The organism is Pantoea wallisii (assembly GCF_002095485.1).
Taxonomy (GTDB): domain Bacteria; phylum Pseudomonadota; class Gammaproteobacteria; order Enterobacterales; family Enterobacteriaceae; genus Pantoea; species Pantoea wallisii.
This window is the reverse complement of sequence record NZ_MLFS01000023.1, coordinates 1-15,722: the sequence shown is the minus strand read 5'-3', so window position 1 is coordinate 15,722 and position 15,722 is coordinate 1. Positions and strand designations below refer to the sequence as shown.

Genomic DNA, 15,722 nt, shown 5'->3' with positions numbered 1-15,722 from the left:
CGACAACCCTGGAGTTTGTATGCTTACAACTATAATTTACCGAAGCCATCTCTCCGATGACGTTCCCGTTAATATCCTGCCGGGCATGATCGAAAAAGCCTGTGAGCTGAACACCCGCCATCAGGTTACAGGCATACTGCTGTTTAATGGTACGCATTTTTTTCAGATCCTTGAGGGGCCTGAAGAGGGCGTAATAGACATCTACACGCGCATCTGTACCGACAAGCGTCACCACAATGTGGTGGAACTGATGCGCGACTACTCCCCTTCACGCCGTTTTGGTAATGCCGGTATGGAGTTGTTCGACCTGCGCGAACATGACAGAGCGACCGTTCTGCAAGCGGTGCTCGATAAAGGTACCTCCAGATATCAACTGACCTATGACGATCGCGGATTACAATTCCTGCGAACCTTTGTAGAGGCGCGTGAAAAAGAGAACTATTTCGAAGTGCTGCCTTACGACTACTGGGATTTTATTGCCGATGAGGAAGCGGCACCCGCATCCGAAGAGGGTTTTAAATTCATTCCGGTCGTCGATCCGCTAGGGCGCAAAGTTACGGCTATAGAAGCTATTCCGGAAGACCAACCCACAAGCCTGCAGGATGCAGCCCGCTTCGAACATGACCTTGCAGCCGTCAAACAGTGTCTGTTAAAGGCCGGCATGGCCATTCCGGACGGCGTAACACTCTACGTTACGGTTCTGCCGATGACTCTCGCCACTATTCCGGATGCCGTCGACCAACTTGTCAGCACCATTGAAGCAGCGGGTTTAGTGCCGGAGCAGATCATTCTTGGCGTCAGCGAAACGCAGGTGATCTCACTACTTGATGAGTTTGCATCAGCAGTTAAACGGCTGAAGCAGGCGGGTATTAGCCTCTCCATTGATAACTTCGGTGACGGTTCTGCCGGGCTCTCTCTGCTGGCCTATATCCAGCCTGATCGGGTGCGAATTGGTGCCGGAATCATCCGGGATATCCACCGGAGCGGGCCAAAACAGGCGGTTGTGCAGGCGGTTATCCGCTGCTGCTCTGCGCTTGAGATTAACGTGATTGCAGCAGGAATTACCCGACCTGAAGAGTGGATGTGGCTCGAAGCGGCTGGCGTGATCGATTTTCAGGGCAGCCTGTTTACGCCAGAGGGGGCTTCAATCGCGTGGCCGGAGTTCAGAGAAGTTATTTGATGTTCTAAACCCTGAAAGACAAGCGCTGCTCGCTATCAGGGCAGCGCACCCGCAATAAATGATCTTAAAATTCATGGAGTTAATTTCAACCCTTGCCCATTATGTGCATATACCTGCGCCCGTTAAAAGGATCTAAACGATAGTTGAAAATTCTATAGACGACCGGTCGAATAGTTGTTAGGGTAGATTCAGACGGACATCCGAAGAGCGTCAGATGCCCGGTAATTGCAGTAAAATCTGAAACGGCATCGGGTGAGCAGGAATCCGCCTATGCTCAACAGGCAACAATACAGTAGCAACGTACGCGATCATTATAGACGACCGGTCTAATACAAATTAGCTAACCTGGAGAACGACAATGAAAATTCTGATGGTCCTGACCTCACACGACACACTGGGCAATACCGGCCGTAAAACCGGATTCTGGCTGGAAGAACTTGCCGCCCCCTATTACGCCTTTAAGGACGCTGGCGCCGATATCGTGCTGGCTTCGCCAAAGGGCGGTAATCCCCCACTCGATCCGAAAAGTAACGAGCCCGATTTCCAGACTGAATTCACCCACCGTTTCGAAGGCGATGCCGAAGCAATGGCGCAGCTGGCGAATACGGTTCGTCTGGATAGCGTATCGCAGGCCGATTTTGATACCGTATTTTATCCGGGCGGCCATGGCCCGCTGTGGGACCTGGCAGAAGATCAGCACTCCATTGCGCTTATTGAATCGTTTATCGCCGCCGGTAAACATGTGGCGCTTGTCTGCCATGCGCCTGGCGTACTGCGTCACGTCAAAACACCTGAAGGCAAACCGCTGGTTGAGGGACGCAAAGTTACCGGCTTTACTAACTCTGAAGAGGAAGCGGTAGGCCTGACGGATGTGGTGCCGTTCCTGGTGGAGGATGAGCTGATTGCGAAAGGCGGCATCTACTCTAAAGGTGCGGACTGGAGTTCGTATGTCGTCACTGATGGTCAACTGATTACCGGTCAGAACCCAACGTCATCAGCAGCAACCGCAGCGCAGCTGCTGAAACAGCTGGCCGTTTAAAACATGCCCGGATGCATGAGGTGACCGGACTCACGGTCACCTTGCGCACCGGCCCACTACAACGGTTGACTGCCTCGCCGGCGCACTACGGATTTATAGACGGCCGATCGGGTTGTTGATAGATTGACGCCATGAAAACTGCAACGCAACAACACAATCAGCAAGTCCGCGCTCATATCCTGGCAACCGGCCAGCGAATCATGGCCGGCAAGGGCTTCTCTGCGGTCGGCCTTAAGGAGATTCTCGACGAATCAGAGGTTCCCAAAGGGTCATTTTACTACTACTTCACCTCAAAAGAGGACTTTGGCGTAGCGATGCTGGAGAGCTACTTCAAAGATTATCTGGACGATCTTGACCGGACCCTCGCGCAGCCCGGTCTCAATCACGCGCAAAGATTGATGAGTTACTGGCAAAAATGGCGTGATACGCAGTCGTTTTATGACTGCCAGGGCAAGTGCCTTGCCGTTAAGCTGGGCGCAGAGGTGGCCGATCTCTCCGATAAAATGCGTAGCGCCCTGATGCACGGTACTGCTGGTATTATCTCCCGCCTGGCAGAGGCACTGGAAGCGGGTGCCGCCGAAGGCACTTTAACGCTTGAGGATGAACCGGAAAAGGTTGCTGAAAATCTGTATCAACTTTGGGTGGGTGCCAGCGTAATGGTAAAAATTGTACGCTCCACGACTCCTTTTGATGCCGCCCTGAAGATGACCCGGCAGGTTTTGCATCTCTCTCTGTGAGGGAGGATTTATATAGAAGAATTTTCATGACTTTTGCAAAAACAGCATGAAGTAATGCAGGAGGTTTATTATTAGTCACGCCATATAACCGGGTGCGTTTTTTAACGTAATCATTCCGGACCGGATAAATAACGCTGCCGCTTTTCTTTAAACGTTATCTGCTAATTTTCAGCTACGCTTCTTGAGTTAAAAATTATATTTCAGGAGAGCGTTGTGTCCCTTAATTCCTCCGTTAAATCCGATTTAAAACGTTCAGTAACGGCCACTATTCCGCTCGGCATCGGGATGATGGCGGCCATTGATGAGATAATTTTCCATCAGCTTCTGGGCTGGCACCACTTTTTTGACTGGGGTACACCGGCCTTCAGCCTGTTGTCCGATGGATTATTGCACTCAGGTGAACTGATATTCTTTGTACTCGGCTTTTTTATGTTCACTGATTTGCGCAGGCGTAAAACGCTGAACCGCACGGCGGCGTGGGCAGGCTTCTTTTTTGGTCTGGGCGCTTTCCAGCTGTTTGACGGCATTGTGGATCATAAGCTGCTCAGATTGCATCAGATCCGCTATGTTGAAAATATTCTGCTCTATGACCTGATCTGGAACGTATTTGGCCTGTTGTTGCTCCTGACGGGATGGCTGATATACCGTCGTGCACCCGGACGCACCGGGCCGGGAGGTTAAGTCGTGGAGCATGCAATGCATCACACAGCAGCCCCGCATTCAGCCGTACTGGTTATCCTGCTGGTAATAGTGCCGTTACTGGTGCTCGGCTTATACCTCTTTGCCGCTCTCAGAATGCGCACAACCGCCCCATGGAGTCTTTGGCGCATAGCCAGCTTTACCGCCGGTATACTGCTGATAGTGGCGGCGATGGTGCCGCCACTGGCTGACTGGGCCCATCACGATTTGCGGGGACACATGCTGCAGCATCTGTTACTGGGGATGTTTGGTCCTCTCGGGCTGGTGTTTGGTGCGCCAGGTTCACTTTTACTGCGCAGTGTGCCTGCACCGCTGGCGCGCGCGCTGATGAATCTGCTGCGTCGCGGGCCGGTGCGGGTTTTGATTCATCCGGTCACCGCCGCGTGCCTGGATATTGGCGGGATGTATCTTCTTTATCTCACGCCTTTTTATGCACTGAGCATGAAGAGTCCCGGGCTTTTCATTTTCCTTCATGTGCACTTTGTTCTCTCGGGCTATCTGTTTACCTGGTCAGTTGCCGGACCCGATCCTGCGCCCCACCGTCCATCGCGCCCTGTACGGCTTACCGTCATTTTTCTGGCGACGGCCGCTCACGCTATTCTCGGCAAGCTGATGTATGCCTGGGGATATCCGCATGGCACGTTAGCGAGTCCGGAGGAGATTCAGGCAGCCGCACAGTTGATGTACTACGGCGGCGATGTCGCTGAGTTCTGTATTATCCTCGGCTTTTTTAAACAGTGGTTTCGGCAGCGAAGCACGCTACCGGATATCTGGGCAGACAAAGCTCACCATTGAATGCTTGCCAGACGCCGCTGCAGGTTCATGGGTTTGTCAGGTGATCTTTGCGCTCATCGAAGAGTGCGATCAGGTGATCGGCGACGGCTCTGACTCGCCGTGAATCTGCCAGATCGGAATGCATTACCAGCCATAATGGCTGCTCCACACCGATATCCGCTGTAACGCAGTGCAGACCGTTGGTCCGCGCCATAAAGTGCGGCAAAACCCCCAGCCCCAGACCTGCAGCAACGGCGGCAACCTGCGCCGCAAGCGTATTGGCCTCCACCCGGCATGGCCTGCCGCGTAGTTTACGCGTAACCCATTGCGCAGCGGGCAGATGCCGGTACGCCTCGGGCCAGTTAACATACTCGGCCTCAATGGCGTCATCGGGATAGTTTTTCGCACGATAAACACCGAACCCTACCGTACCCAACCGCTTTAGCGTCAGGTTACCGGCCTCCGGCCTGACCATGCGGATTGCCATATCTGCATCTCTGCGATGCAGATTGACGGATTGCACGCCGCTGTGCACCTCCAGCCGCAGGTCGGGATGGTGATCCAGCAGTTTTTTCAGCGAAGGCAGGACAAAGTGCGTGGCCAGGTTATCTGATGTGGCCAGCCGGACAAGCCCGGCCACAGCGCCCTGTAATTTTGCTTTCTCACCAAACGCCAGACTGGCGTATTCGAGGGCTTCCGCACGCTCCAGCAACGCTTCACCGTCGTCTGTCAGGCGATATCCGCTCTGATGCCGGCTGAAAAGCGGTACGTTCAGGGATCGCTCCAGCCGGTCCAGCTTTCTGGATACGGTGGCGACGCCCATCTCCATCGCCTCTGCGGCCCCACTTAGCGTGCCCGTACGGGCTATGGCGAGAAAAACCCGCGTGTCATCCCAGTTGTATTCAGCTTTCATAACTTTCCATTTATGGAAAACGGCTCTCCGTTTTCATGGCTGTTTTATCAATTTTACAGAGAGGATACTTCAGCTCTCACAAGGAGATAAATATGCAAACACGTAATTTGTTATCAGCTTCTACACCTGTCAGCCCGGTATCAGCACGCGCCTGGATAGCCGTGACTGCACTGGGCATCAGTGCATTTTCGATCGTCACCAGTGAACTGGCACCTGTTGGCATGCTCAGCATGTTAGCAAAAGAGCTGAATCAAACCGAGGCGGGCACGGGGCTTGTTGTCACCGCATATGGCTGGGTTGGGGCTTTAGCTGCGCTCTTGTCCGGGTTGATACCGGCGCGGATCTCACGCAAAGCTTTGCTGGTGACGCTGATGCTGATTCTTGCGCTGTCCTGTATGGCGGCGTCACAGTCTCTCTCAATGACAACATTTATAAGTGCACGTATGGCAGGCGCCGTCGCGCACGGCGCCTTCTGGGCATTAATTGGCGCGGTAGCTTCACAGCTCGTGCCGGCTGAAAAATTGGGACTGGCTACGTCAGTGATTTTTGGCGGCGTTTCGGCGGCAAGCGTGCTGGGCGTGCCTCTCGCCAGCGTAATTGCAGGCGTCGTGGGATGGCGGAGTGCGTTTACGGCAATTGCCCTTCTGTCACTTGCCACTGCCTGTGTTCTGTTCTCGACGCTTCCCGCTCTTGAAAAGTCCCCATCAGGCGGGATACGTATTTACCGTGACATACTCAAAAGCCCGACGCTTCTTAGTCTGTACGGCGCAACGGCATGCATCATTTCAGCTCACTTCGCCGCATTCACTTATCTTGAGCCCCTGCTGACGAAAGCGCAGAGCGTAGCACCCGCTTCCGTTTCCGGATTGCTGTTGGTATCAGGTCTGTCTGGCCTGGCGGGAAATATCATTGCCGGCAAACTGATCGATCGCCATATGAAGGCATTAATTTCTGCGTCCCTGCTGCTGAGTGCCGCTGCGCTGGGCATGCTCGGTCTAAAGGGCGCCGTGCCATTTTCTCTCGGCCTTACCGGATTATTACTCACCTTGTGGGGAGCCGGGATCGCAATCGTCTTCGTAGGTATGCAGACATGGCTGTTGCGTAGCGCAGGAACATCCGCACAACCCGCATCATCCCTGTATGTTGCTATTTTTAACGCCGCTATCGGTACCGGTGCGCTTGCAGGAGGAAAAGTGTTAGCCGCTGTGGGTATTCACAATCTGGCCCTGCTGGCAGCCGGGGTGATTACGGCTAGCCTGATGCTTGTATTAAGGCTGAAGAGCCCGCCGCTGCCTTAACGTTGCGCTATAGTCAGGGAAAACAGGCCGCTTTCGCACTGGCAACGTCCGCTTTGTGCCGGAAGCGGACATTGTAAACGAACTTCTATGTTAAATATCGGAAGCCGTCATCGATGACATGTTATGTTTACTTCTCCTGTAGGGCAGCTTCAGATACAAAAAAGGCCGCCCGCGGGCGACCTCTTCTGGCACTTCCTTATGCGACCATTCCTTATTTGTACAGCTCAGCGGTCATGTGAACGACGTTATTGGTGTTGGCCTCAGTAATTTTGTACTGAGCGCCCTGCTGCTGAGCCTGCGCGGCGATTTTGGCTTCTGCACCGTCAAGCGTCAGGGCTGTCGCGGTAACGCTTTGTGCGAAGCTGCCGAATGAAACAAGAGCCAGCGCTGAAACTGCAACGAAATTTTTGATGGATTTCATGGTCATTTCCTTAGTCTGTTTTATCTGTTAGAGGCCGTTTTGCTTGATGTGATAAATAATACAGCTGACCATGCATGTATAAAAGCTAACCTATTTGCTGATAAACTTCAAAAAAACTGAAAAAAGAAAAGTACTTCGATGAAGTTTGGGAAGAGGTGTCATGAAGAGCGTAACTGTATTCTAATATTAAATCACTGTGTCAGGTAAGGTCTGTCCGATCCCCGCGCAGTGTTGGTTGTGAGATGACGATAAACTCGACCGCAGAATCAGTGTCATTTCTGGGCTGATGCTTTGAGTCAGGAGGAATTTCAATGCCTTGCTGAGTAATGATCCAATGCTCTTTACCTCCCAGCTCCAGGGTCAGAACCCCATCAAGAACAAAAAAGAACTGCCTGGTATCAGGTTCGTCAGGCTGAAGGGGCTCTGGCACAGGTTCAGGCAACCGTGCCGGTTCTCCGGGCAGGACTCGATACCGCAATAAACGCGCTGGACGTGATGCCTGGAACCCTGCCGGGTACTCACCGCAGGCAATTAGCGTTGCCGTGAGTGAGTAATATCCGAAGTTTACTCTTACTGCCTTACCCGGCAGCGCAACGTTCATGTCGTGCAGTAATCTTTTTTAGACAAAATTGGTATCCATTTTTATAAAAACCTGCCGCGTACCCGCTTATACACTCACAGGTCCGGTTTGGTTACGAAAAAGTTGAGACCCCGGACGGCCGTGATCATGATGGCGAAAAGCAGATTATGTACTCTCATTTCTGATATCCCCTTATCCCGTAAAGACATGCACAAAGGCTTACCAGTGCGCCTGCGCAGCAGACTGCATACCATCCCCACATTGCATAAAGATGCGTTGCCATGATGGCACCCAGCGCGCTACCCAGTGAGTAAAAACACATGTTGGCGCCAACCAGTCGGCTTGCTGCCTCAGGCCGGGCGGCAAGAATGGCGCTTTGATTGATCACATGAACCGCCTGAACCGCAAAATCCAGCATCACAATGCCCACAAGAAAAAGCCACCAGGATCTTTCAAGTCCTGCCAGCGGCAGCCAGCACAGGGTCAGTAGCAAAAGCGCAATAGCGCTTGTGCGTGCGCCTTTCCCCTTATCAGCCCAGACTCCCGCTCTTGACGCTGCCAGTGCACCGGCCACGCCAGCCAGACCAAACAGACCGGTTTGGGTCAGCGAGGCGGACATGGCTGCGAGCGGTAATACCATGGAGGTCCACATCAGGCTAAAGGCGGTGAAAATCAGGAAAGTCAGAACCCCTCGCTGACGCAGTCGGGAGTCTTTCATGAAAAGTGCAAACATGGACTTCACAAGCGAAATGTAAGAGGCACGCAACCGCGGTAAACCCGGTGCCGGTATCAGACCCGCCAGCGCAACAGTCAACACCAGCAACAAGCCAGCGGCCGTGATATACACCACCCGCCAGCCTGCGATATCCGCAATCGTGCCGGAAGCGACACGGGCAAGGAGTATGCCCAGCACAATCCCGCTGGTCACGCTGCCAACAACACGGCCGCGTTGTGACGGGGCGGCGGCGGTTGCCGCCCACGCCACGATGACCTGTGCGACAACGGCCATAACACCAACCAGCAGCAATGCACAGAGCAGCATAATAAAATTGGTTGCCAGAGCCGCCACGATTAAGGCCACCGCAGAAAGCAGCAGTTGAATAACCACCAGTGTTTTCCGATCGCACCTGTCCCCCAGCGGCACCAGCAACAGCAGGCCCAGCGCATACCCCATTTGCGTAACGGCGACCACACTTCCCATGGTGCCCGCTCCCACATACAGGCTTTTGGCGATCGCTTCCAGCAAGGGCTGCACCATATAGACATTTCCTACAGCGAGCGCGCACGTCAACGAAAACAACAATACTGCCCAGGAAGAAAGCGTTCGTGTGTCTTCTGTCGGCATGCCGTTTCCGGCGCCTGCCGCCCTGCCTGTCATCTCATCCATATTGCCTTCTGGTTTTATTTTGAAACCACTTTATTTATAACTAACAAGACTGGTTTTTTTTTGCAACTTCTTTTCGGGCTGGATATGCTTATGGGGGTAAAATGAGATAAGGAGAACGCAATGGCGAAGCAGAAATCCCTTCAGACCAGTGAGTGTCCTGTTGCCCGGACCGTAGAGTCGATTGGCGAGCGCTGGTGCTTCATGATACTTCGTGAAGCGTTTGACGATGTGCGCAGATTCAGCGAGTTCCAGAAAAACCTTGGGCTGGCAAAGAACATACTGGCGATACGTCTGAAGCACTTAATTGAGATGGGCGTGCTTGAGATCTGCCCTGCTTCCGATGGCAGTGCTATAAAGAATACACTTTGACCGAGAAGGGCCGGTCCGTCTTCCCCATTGTGGTTGCCATGCGGCAATGGGGTGAGCGTTATATGTTTAAAGAAGGCGAAATGCACTCTGTGTTGCTGGATAACGTTAACGGCGAGCCGCTGTTGCCGCTGGATGTCCGTGCCTCAAACGGTCGTGTGCTTGGCCCCACGGATTGTTACCGTAAGAGAGTTATTGCAGATAGAAAAGACTAACACGGCTGCTCACACTGTTCTTAAAATAGCATGCTTTGCGTGCCTGCTTTGTGCCAGAATTGGACGTTTAATATCACGTTTAGCGGGCAACGACCTGCCGCCAGTACCTTCAATTTATCACCCGACTTAAAAGGTATGCCTGTCTGCTGCTACCTGGTCTCGCCTTATACTTCTCCCCACCGGCTGAACAGACGCAGTGCAGTTTCTGTTTTGACGGTATAAGCTGCTTTATAAGCCATGACGAATAAGCAGCATTAGGCGTCCGATTTGTGCCAGAGCGGACTTTAATCACTTCATGGGAGGTAGACCAGCTTCGGATAGGTAATAAGTGTGAAATCAATCCGAGTTAACAACCAAAAAACATGAAAATCGGAAACCAGCCATAAAAATCCTAATGTGTAGTACCGAATAGCCGATATCAAATATTACTTATCATTTCGAAAAGGAGGTTCCGTTGAAGCGAGTAGAGCGTGATTTTATCTGTCTGTTTAATTGTGTATGGTATCAAGATTTCCCAGTGTTCAAAGGTGAATATATCAACCGTTCGAACTGGACCATTCATGTTGGACTGGTCATGCGAGAGTGCGCAAAGTTGATGGGCGCGAGAACGTTTTTTGAACAGTGTGGGCGTACTGATGCGGTCTTACGATACCCAGACAACCAAATTTTAACCTATGTTGAGTGGGAGTATAATCAGGCAGACAGAGACAGCGTTAACGAGTTGGATAAACTGTTTGAAAAAAACGACAAGTGCTATTTCTCCACATTCATTTCGTATTGTCAGCATGAAAACGTCAATATTGTTATTGAAAAAGCAAGCAGAATATGGAGTGAAGCGAGTCGACCTTTAATTTTTTTCCTTATCACTTACGAGCCACAACCAAAAAAACGCCGCCATTTTTTAGAACTCAGAACTTATTTCTTCGCAAACAGTAAAAGAAAACTTGTTCGCAAACAACCTGCGCTTCCGTGGGATATCGAACAACGAAAATACAATTCTGAACAAGATGCAGTATAAAAAGAGATGGATATAAGGTTTTCACTATAGACTCATTCCGATCCCTAATTAAAATCTTTTATACGTCAAAACACATGGCTCTGGCTTCGATGTGAACGTCTTCTAAGTACTAATGCGCCTCCAGGTCCGCTTTCCGCTCCTGGCCCACCTTGAAAATAAACCCGTCCGCTTTATGCCAGTAGCGGACGTTTAAAAAATACGCTTTGCTACACAACTTACTTGCTCAAGATTAAATTCAATCCATTAGTTAAAAACCAGTATTACTACTGATCGTTGTCTCAAATACCGGAGCAGGTCACCGGAGGTTATGTGTCATTGCAGAGTCTTGAAATCGTGTCTCGCCTACTGCCGGACGTTCGCGCAGGCAGGAAGCGTCATACCATTCGATGGCGGGAACGCGAAATTGTGCCGGGCCCTATGCTTTACGTAAACGTGCAGGATGTCTTTGACACGGTCATGGTATGGGTCACGCACGTCGAAAAAATGCCGCTTTCTGACGTCGCGGCCAGGCTTGGAAAAAGTGCGGAATGGCCTGATGCTGAACTGTTGGAAGGGATGCGTGAGCACTACCCGTCCATCGGGGTGGATTCAGAGGTTACGGTCATCCACCATTTACCGCCTGCAGCGTATGTTAAATCTTGACAGGCGTCATAGTTAGAACAGGCATGGTAGATTCAGTTGTTAAAAGTGAGCTGAGGATAGTGAATGTTCAATATTTCAGAAGTTGATAAAGGGGATTCTGACCTGGCGCGGTTGGTCAGCGAGCTCGATGTCTTTCTGAGCGAACTGTACCCTGTAGAAAGTAACCACTGCCTTGATCTTTCAGCAGTCAGTGACGAACAGCTCAGGTGCGTGATCGTACGTGATGAAGGGAATGCACATGCAGGTTGTGGTGCTTTGCTATTTCATCAAAATGGCTCAGCCGAGATTAAGCGGGTTTATATTCGACCGGAATACCGGGGAAAAAAGCTCGGAGAAAAGATAGTCAGTGCAATCGAGGGGATTGTTTCAGAAAAGAATTCGCGGCTGTTGCAGCTTGAAACAGGGATTCACCAGCAACCGGCTATAGCGCTTTATCGCAAGTGCGGGTACGAAATATGCGATGCATTTCCCCCGTATACAGCAGATCCGTTGAGTGTTTTTATGCGCAAAGAGCTTCCTTAACTTCATGCTGCTATAGCGCCAGGGAAGGGCGCTACAGAACTGTTATATTAAATATGAGCGCCAGGCATGGTCAGTCTTGTTACAGACCTCAACGACCTCAAATTCTTCTGCTACAAGCTCCATGTCGTCAGCGTAAAAGCCAGCTCTGGTAAAAAAGGCTTTATGCTCAGATCTCCAGTATTCGAGGCTCAGATCTCCTTCGCCTTCTTTGCGGGCTAATTCCTCAGTAACGTCAGAGAAGCGAACCAGGCGCATTGAAGTCATTCTGATGACGCATACCGGCTCATCCCGACCGTCGAGGATAATATTGTGACTGCCTATTCTTGGTGGCGATTTTTCTGCCAGGTATGAGGCCAAAGAACCACAGGATGCGGTTTTAATCCCTTTCATAACCAAGTCCGCCAGCTCGTTAGCCATATCAGCACTGTCTCCGATCTGCCAAGCCTGGGAACCCGGATATTTCGCTTTAAGAGCATCAACTAAATTCATAATAAAATCCTTTTGCAGCAACCGTTTGGTGGTTGAAGTTAGCACAGATTCATTGAATTCTTTTCTGGAGTGGATTTTTTTATCTGGCTTAACACCCCTATCCCCAGAATTTTGACGTCCGCAGATCGCTCATTAGGGACAACCATACTCAAATCTCCAACATTGCAGGAGATTTGAGTCTGAACATGTTGACCTGCCTCCCAGTGTCAGATACAACGATCAGTTAGTAATATGGTTTAGTCACTTCCGATTTTTCAATTCTGCAATCTGCTCCATATTTAAAGCAGCGATAAGGGCGGGCTCTGCCGGCTGGCCAGGTCAGGGTAACGGCAGCTAAGCATAAGGGGGCCATCAGGTGTGACTTTGAATGCCGGTTAGGTGCCTGAAGCGTATTAATCGCGGCACGAACCATGTACTGAAAAACAGGTCGCGCATGAGACAGAAACAGGCAGGAGATTAAGTCGATTGCCGCCGCCACTCCCTGACATGGTCAATCAGGGCACGCAGCTTGGGTGCAATGTTGCGACGCTGAGGAAAATAGAGATAGAAGCCAGGAAATTGTGGAAGAAATTCATCAAGCAGAGATACAAGCTGACCGCTTTCAATATATGGCCTGAATGTTTCCTGAGTGGCCAGGGTTATGCCTCCGCCGGCAAGAGCCAGTCTCAACATCAGACGCAGATCATTGGTGGTAATCTGCGGTTCAACCGCCAGATCGAAAGCTCTCCTCTTCTCTTCAAATGGCCAGCGATACGGTGCAACATCCGGCGACGGACGCCAGCCGATACACTGATGATGCACTAACTCACGGGGATGAACAGGCGTGCCGTTGGCTGCGAGATAGGATGGGGATGCCACCACCACCTCACATTGCATACCAGTCAGAGGAACAGCAATCATATCTTTTTCAATCACCTCTCCGAGCCTGACGCCGGCATCGTAGCCTGCAGCCACAATATCAAACTCTTCATCCGTGACAACAATATCAAGCCTTATCAAAGGATTGGCTACTGCAAACGAAGCGATGAGCGGGCCTGAAAGAAACTCTTCAGCTATTGAGGTCACCGCAATTCTGAGTAGTCCACGAGGCTTATTGTCAGAAGCTATATCGTCGAGCGCAGCGTCAATACCGGATAAAGGTAATGACAGGGATGCACGCAGCTGTTCGCCCGCTTCCGTCAGATTCACAGAGCGTGTCGTCCGCATGACAAGCATTGTCCCGAAAGCATCCTCAAGCCGTCTTATTCCCTGACTGACCGCCGAACGGGTAACGCCCAGCCGGGCCGCAGCTTTAGTGAAGTTACTCTCTTCTGCCACCGCGATAAAAATAGGTAAAAGGTTAAGATCGATTTTCATTGTTTAATGCTGCTAACCACTGAGTCCAGTGTAAGCAGGATACTGCAACTAATCGTTAAGTTCTATCCTCTCTCTGAACTCAACGAAAGGAGAACATCATGGATAAAGTTATCTTAATCACCGGTGCATCAAGTGGTATTGGAGAAGGTATTGCCAGAGAACTTGGCGCTGCAGGCGCGCAGGTATTACTGGGCGCACGAAGAGGCGATCGTATTAACGCCATCGCAGCAGAGATCTGCAACGCGGGCGGTATTGCTGACGCGCGAGAGTTAGATGTTACGGACCGGCAGTCCATGGCTGACTTCGTACAGTCAGCGCTGGATAAATGGGGCCGTGTCGATGTGCTTATCAATAATGCGGGCATCATGCCGCTCTCACCGCTTGCCGCAGGCAAACTGGATGAATGGGAACGGACCATCGACGTCAATATCAAGGGCGTACTATGGGGAATTGGTGCCGTGCTTCCCGTGATGGAAGCGCAGGGTTCCGGTCAGATAATTAATATCGGCTCTATTGGTGCACTGTATGTCGTACCAACAGCTGCGGTCTATTGTGCGTCTAAGTTTGCAGTGCGGGCCATTTCTGATGGATTACGGCAGGAAAACGCGAAAATCCGCGTGACCTGTGTTAACCCCGGCGTGGTGGAAAGTGAGCTGGCGTCAACCATTACGCATGAAGAAACCATGGCGGTGATGGATGCCTACCGCTCGGTTGCACTTAAACCCGCTGATATTGCCCGCGCCGTACGGCATGTGATTGAGGCGCCTGAAGGTGTTGATACGTCAGAAATAACCATCAGACCTACAGCGTCTGCAAACTAAAGCCTGGCGTCAATATTTACCTGGCTCTCTCAATATCCTTTCCACAGCTACACCTGAATTGTCACTGCTTAAAACCATCCTTTTATGGCAATGGAGTGCCAGACGCACGTTGAGATTAGCCATCCGGTAAGCGGGCATGAGGGGCTTCGAATCGGGGGGCCCATATACCAGCCCCCTGATTGCCGGGTGCAGCGTGTTTATTCCTGAAGTTCAGGAATTCGGGCGATAACCTTTATCTCAAAATCAAATCCCGCCAGCCAGTTAACACCCACGGCTGTCCAGTTCGGATACGGGGGCTGCGGGAAAATGGCTTGTTTCACCTGCATGATGGTTGAAAATTGATTCTCAGGATCGGTATGAAACGTGGTGACGTCTATCAGATCGGCGAACGTACACCCTGCAGCGGCAAGCGTGTCCTTGAGATTATCAAAGGCACGTTCTACCTGCGTTGCAAAGTCGGGTTCAGGCGTACCATCGTCCCGGCTCCCCACCTGGCCGGAAACAAACAGTAAATCGCCAGAGCGGATCGCTGCAGAATAACCATGCTTTTCATAGAGGGCGTGGCGATTCGCGGGAAAAATGGGTTTCGGCTGGTTCATGATGTCTCCTTTGTACGGATAAGCGACAGTGGATGCGCGGCATAAACAAATGAATTAATATACGCGGCGTATGTAAAATTAATCACACATACGCAGCGTATGTCAAATCACATGCGCTGCGTAAACTGAAAGGAGCTTGCATGGCTGCCAAACGCCGCGCCGAAACAATGGAAGAGACCCGCACGAAGTTGATTGCGGCCGCACGAAAAGCCTTCGCCGAAAAAGGGTTTGCGGCTGCGTCGATGGATGATCTAACCGCCAGCGTTGGCCTGACACGTGGCGCCCTCTACCATAATTTTGGCGATAAAAAAGGGCTGCTTGCCGCTGTGGTTACGCAGATTGATTCTGAAATGGCGCAAAGCGCTAAACGTGCAGCGGCACACGCCACGGACGATCAGCAAAAGCTGCTGGCTGAAGGGATAGCCTATATCAGAATGGCGCTGGATGACGAAGTCCGGCGCATCGTTCTGCTGGATGGTCCGGCTTTTCTTGGTGATCCGACAAAATGGCCGAGTCAGAACAGCTGCCTCGAGGCGACTCGCGATAGCCTTTCAGATCTGATCGCACGCGGCTTAATCAAACCGGTAGATGTGGATGCCACCGCCTGGTTGTTAAACGGCGCCGCACTGAACGCTGCGCAATGGGTGGCCGCCAGCGAAGACCCGC

General features: G+C 51.5%; 18 protein-coding genes and 1 pseudogene. 12 read left to right on the top strand and 7 right to left on the bottom strand.

Features of this window, described 5'->3' with window-relative positions; genetic code table 11:
• The first annotated feature begins 19 nt into the window (after positions 1–19).
• The 5 genes from HA48_RS10200 to HA48_RS10180 all read left to right on the top strand — a co-directional run bounded on the left by HA48_RS10200 (position 20) and on the right by HA48_RS10180 (position 4,450).
• The gene (locus HA48_RS10200) at positions 20–1,180 is read left to right on the top strand and encodes a diguanylate phosphodiesterase (RefSeq protein WP_128601176.1); all 1,161 of its coding nucleotides are present in this window, start codon (positions 20–22) and stop codon (positions 1,178–1,180) included.
• A 358-nt stretch (positions 1,181–1,538) separates the two neighbouring features.
• The gene (locus HA48_RS10195) at positions 1,539–2,219 is read left to right on the top strand and encodes a type 1 glutamine amidotransferase domain-containing protein (RefSeq protein ID WP_128601173.1); all 681 of its coding nucleotides are present in this window, start codon (positions 1,539–1,541) and stop codon (positions 2,217–2,219) included.
• 131 nt (positions 2,220–2,350) lie between these two features.
• Positions 2,351–2,956 carry a TetR/AcrR family transcriptional regulator gene (locus HA48_RS10190; RefSeq protein ID WP_128601171.1) on the top strand — a complete coding sequence of 202 codons (606 nt, stop codon included), beginning with the start codon at positions 2,351–2,353 and terminating at the stop codon, positions 2,954–2,956.
• Between the two features lie 213 nt (positions 2,957–3,169).
• The gene (locus tag HA48_RS10185; RefSeq protein ID WP_128601169.1) at positions 3,170–3,637 is read left to right on the top strand and encodes a DUF2243 domain-containing protein; all 468 of its coding nucleotides are present in this window, start codon (positions 3,170–3,172) and stop codon (positions 3,635–3,637) included.
• A gap of 15 nt (positions 3,638–3,652) precedes the next feature.
• Positions 3,653–4,450 carry a cytochrome c oxidase assembly protein gene (locus HA48_RS10180; RefSeq protein ID WP_128601168.1) on the top strand — a complete coding sequence of 266 codons (798 nt, stop codon included), beginning with the start codon at positions 3,653–3,655 and terminating at the stop codon, positions 4,448–4,450.
• Between the two features lie 25 nt (positions 4,451–4,475).
• Here the strand turns inward: HA48_RS10180 and HA48_RS10175 are convergent, their stop codons facing one another.
• On the bottom strand, positions 4,476–5,342 hold the full coding sequence (locus HA48_RS10175; RefSeq protein ID WP_128601166.1) for a LysR family transcriptional regulator: 867 nt from the start codon (positions 5,340–5,342) through the stop codon (positions 4,476–4,478).
• Between the two features lie 107 nt (positions 5,343–5,449).
• On the opposite strand from HA48_RS10175, the gene HA48_RS10170 reads away from it, so the two are divergent.
• On the top strand, positions 5,450–6,640 hold the full coding sequence (locus HA48_RS10170; RefSeq protein ID WP_162288097.1) for an MFS transporter: 1,191 nt from the start codon (positions 5,450–5,452) through the stop codon (positions 6,638–6,640).
• A gap of 211 nt (positions 6,641–6,851) precedes the next feature.
• Here the strand turns inward: HA48_RS10170 and HA48_RS10165 are convergent, their stop codons facing one another.
• The 3 genes from HA48_RS10165 to HA48_RS10155 form a co-directional block, all read right to left on the bottom strand.
• Entirely contained in the window at positions 6,852–7,061 is a 210-nt protein-coding gene (locus HA48_RS10165; RefSeq protein WP_128601163.1) for a YdgH/BhsA/McbA-like domain containing protein, read from the bottom strand.
• A gap of 199 nt (positions 7,062–7,260) precedes the next feature.
• Complete coding sequence (locus tag HA48_RS10160) at positions 7,261–7,662, bottom strand: cupin domain-containing protein (RefSeq protein ID WP_128601161.1); 402 nt, start codon at positions 7,660–7,662, stop codon at positions 7,261–7,263.
• Between the two features lie 154 nt (positions 7,663–7,816).
• The gene (locus tag HA48_RS10155; protein ID WP_128601257.1) at positions 7,817–9,019 is read right to left on the bottom strand and encodes an MFS transporter; all 1,203 of its coding nucleotides are present in this window, start codon (positions 9,017–9,019) and stop codon (positions 7,817–7,819) included.
• Positions 9,020–9,148: 129 nt separating this feature from the next.
• Between HA48_RS10155 and HA48_RS10150 the strand changes: the two are divergent.
• From HA48_RS10150 to HA48_RS10135, 4 genes and pseudogenes are all read left to right on the top strand, one after another.
• Positions 9,149–9,609: pseudogene (locus tag HA48_RS10150) on the top strand (winged helix-turn-helix transcriptional regulator).
• 454 nt (positions 9,610–10,063) lie between these two features.
• Positions 10,064–10,627: a hypothetical protein gene (locus HA48_RS10145; RefSeq protein WP_128601159.1), complete on the top strand. Its 564-nt coding sequence runs from the start codon at positions 10,064–10,066 to the stop codon at positions 10,625–10,627.
• A 309-nt stretch (positions 10,628–10,936) separates the two neighbouring features.
• Positions 10,937–11,269, top strand: coding sequence for an ASCH domain-containing protein (locus HA48_RS10140; RefSeq protein WP_425270665.1), 333 nt, complete (start codon positions 10,937–10,939; stop codon positions 11,267–11,269).
• Positions 11,270–11,332: 63 nt separating this feature from the next.
• A complete protein-coding gene (locus HA48_RS10135; protein WP_128601156.1) occupies positions 11,333–11,791 on the top strand; it encodes a GNAT family N-acetyltransferase in 459 nt (152 codons plus the stop codon).
• A gap of 42 nt (positions 11,792–11,833) precedes the next feature.
• On the opposite strand, the gene HA48_RS10130 is transcribed toward HA48_RS10135, so the two are convergent.
• Together HA48_RS10130 and HA48_RS10125 are read right to left on the bottom strand one after the other, a co-directional pair.
• Positions 11,834–12,280, bottom strand: a complete 447-nt coding sequence (locus HA48_RS10130) for an ASCH domain-containing protein (RefSeq protein WP_128601154.1) — start codon at positions 12,278–12,280, stop codon at positions 11,834–11,836.
• Between the two features lie 456 nt (positions 12,281–12,736).
• Complete coding sequence (locus tag HA48_RS10125; RefSeq protein ID WP_128601152.1) at positions 12,737–13,636, bottom strand: LysR family transcriptional regulator; 900 nt, start codon at positions 13,634–13,636, stop codon at positions 12,737–12,739.
• Positions 13,637–13,734: 98 nt separating this feature from the next.
• On the opposite strand from HA48_RS10125, the gene HA48_RS10120 reads away from it, so the two are divergent.
• Positions 13,735–14,457, top strand: coding sequence for an SDR family oxidoreductase (locus HA48_RS10120; RefSeq protein ID WP_128601150.1), 723 nt, complete (start codon positions 13,735–13,737; stop codon positions 14,455–14,457).
• Positions 14,458–14,654: 197 nt separating this feature from the next.
• On the opposite strand, the gene HA48_RS10115 is transcribed toward HA48_RS10120, so the two are convergent.
• Positions 14,655–15,056 (bottom strand): RidA family protein, encoded by a 402-nt coding sequence (locus HA48_RS10115; RefSeq protein WP_128601148.1) that lies wholly within the window; start codon positions 15,054–15,056, stop codon positions 14,655–14,657.
• 140 nt (positions 15,057–15,196) lie between these two features.
• Here HA48_RS10115 and HA48_RS10110 point away from each other — a divergent pair.
• Positions 15,197–15,722: TetR/AcrR family transcriptional regulator (locus HA48_RS10110; RefSeq protein ID WP_139807980.1), on the top strand; the 526-nt coding region annotated here is incomplete at its 3' end.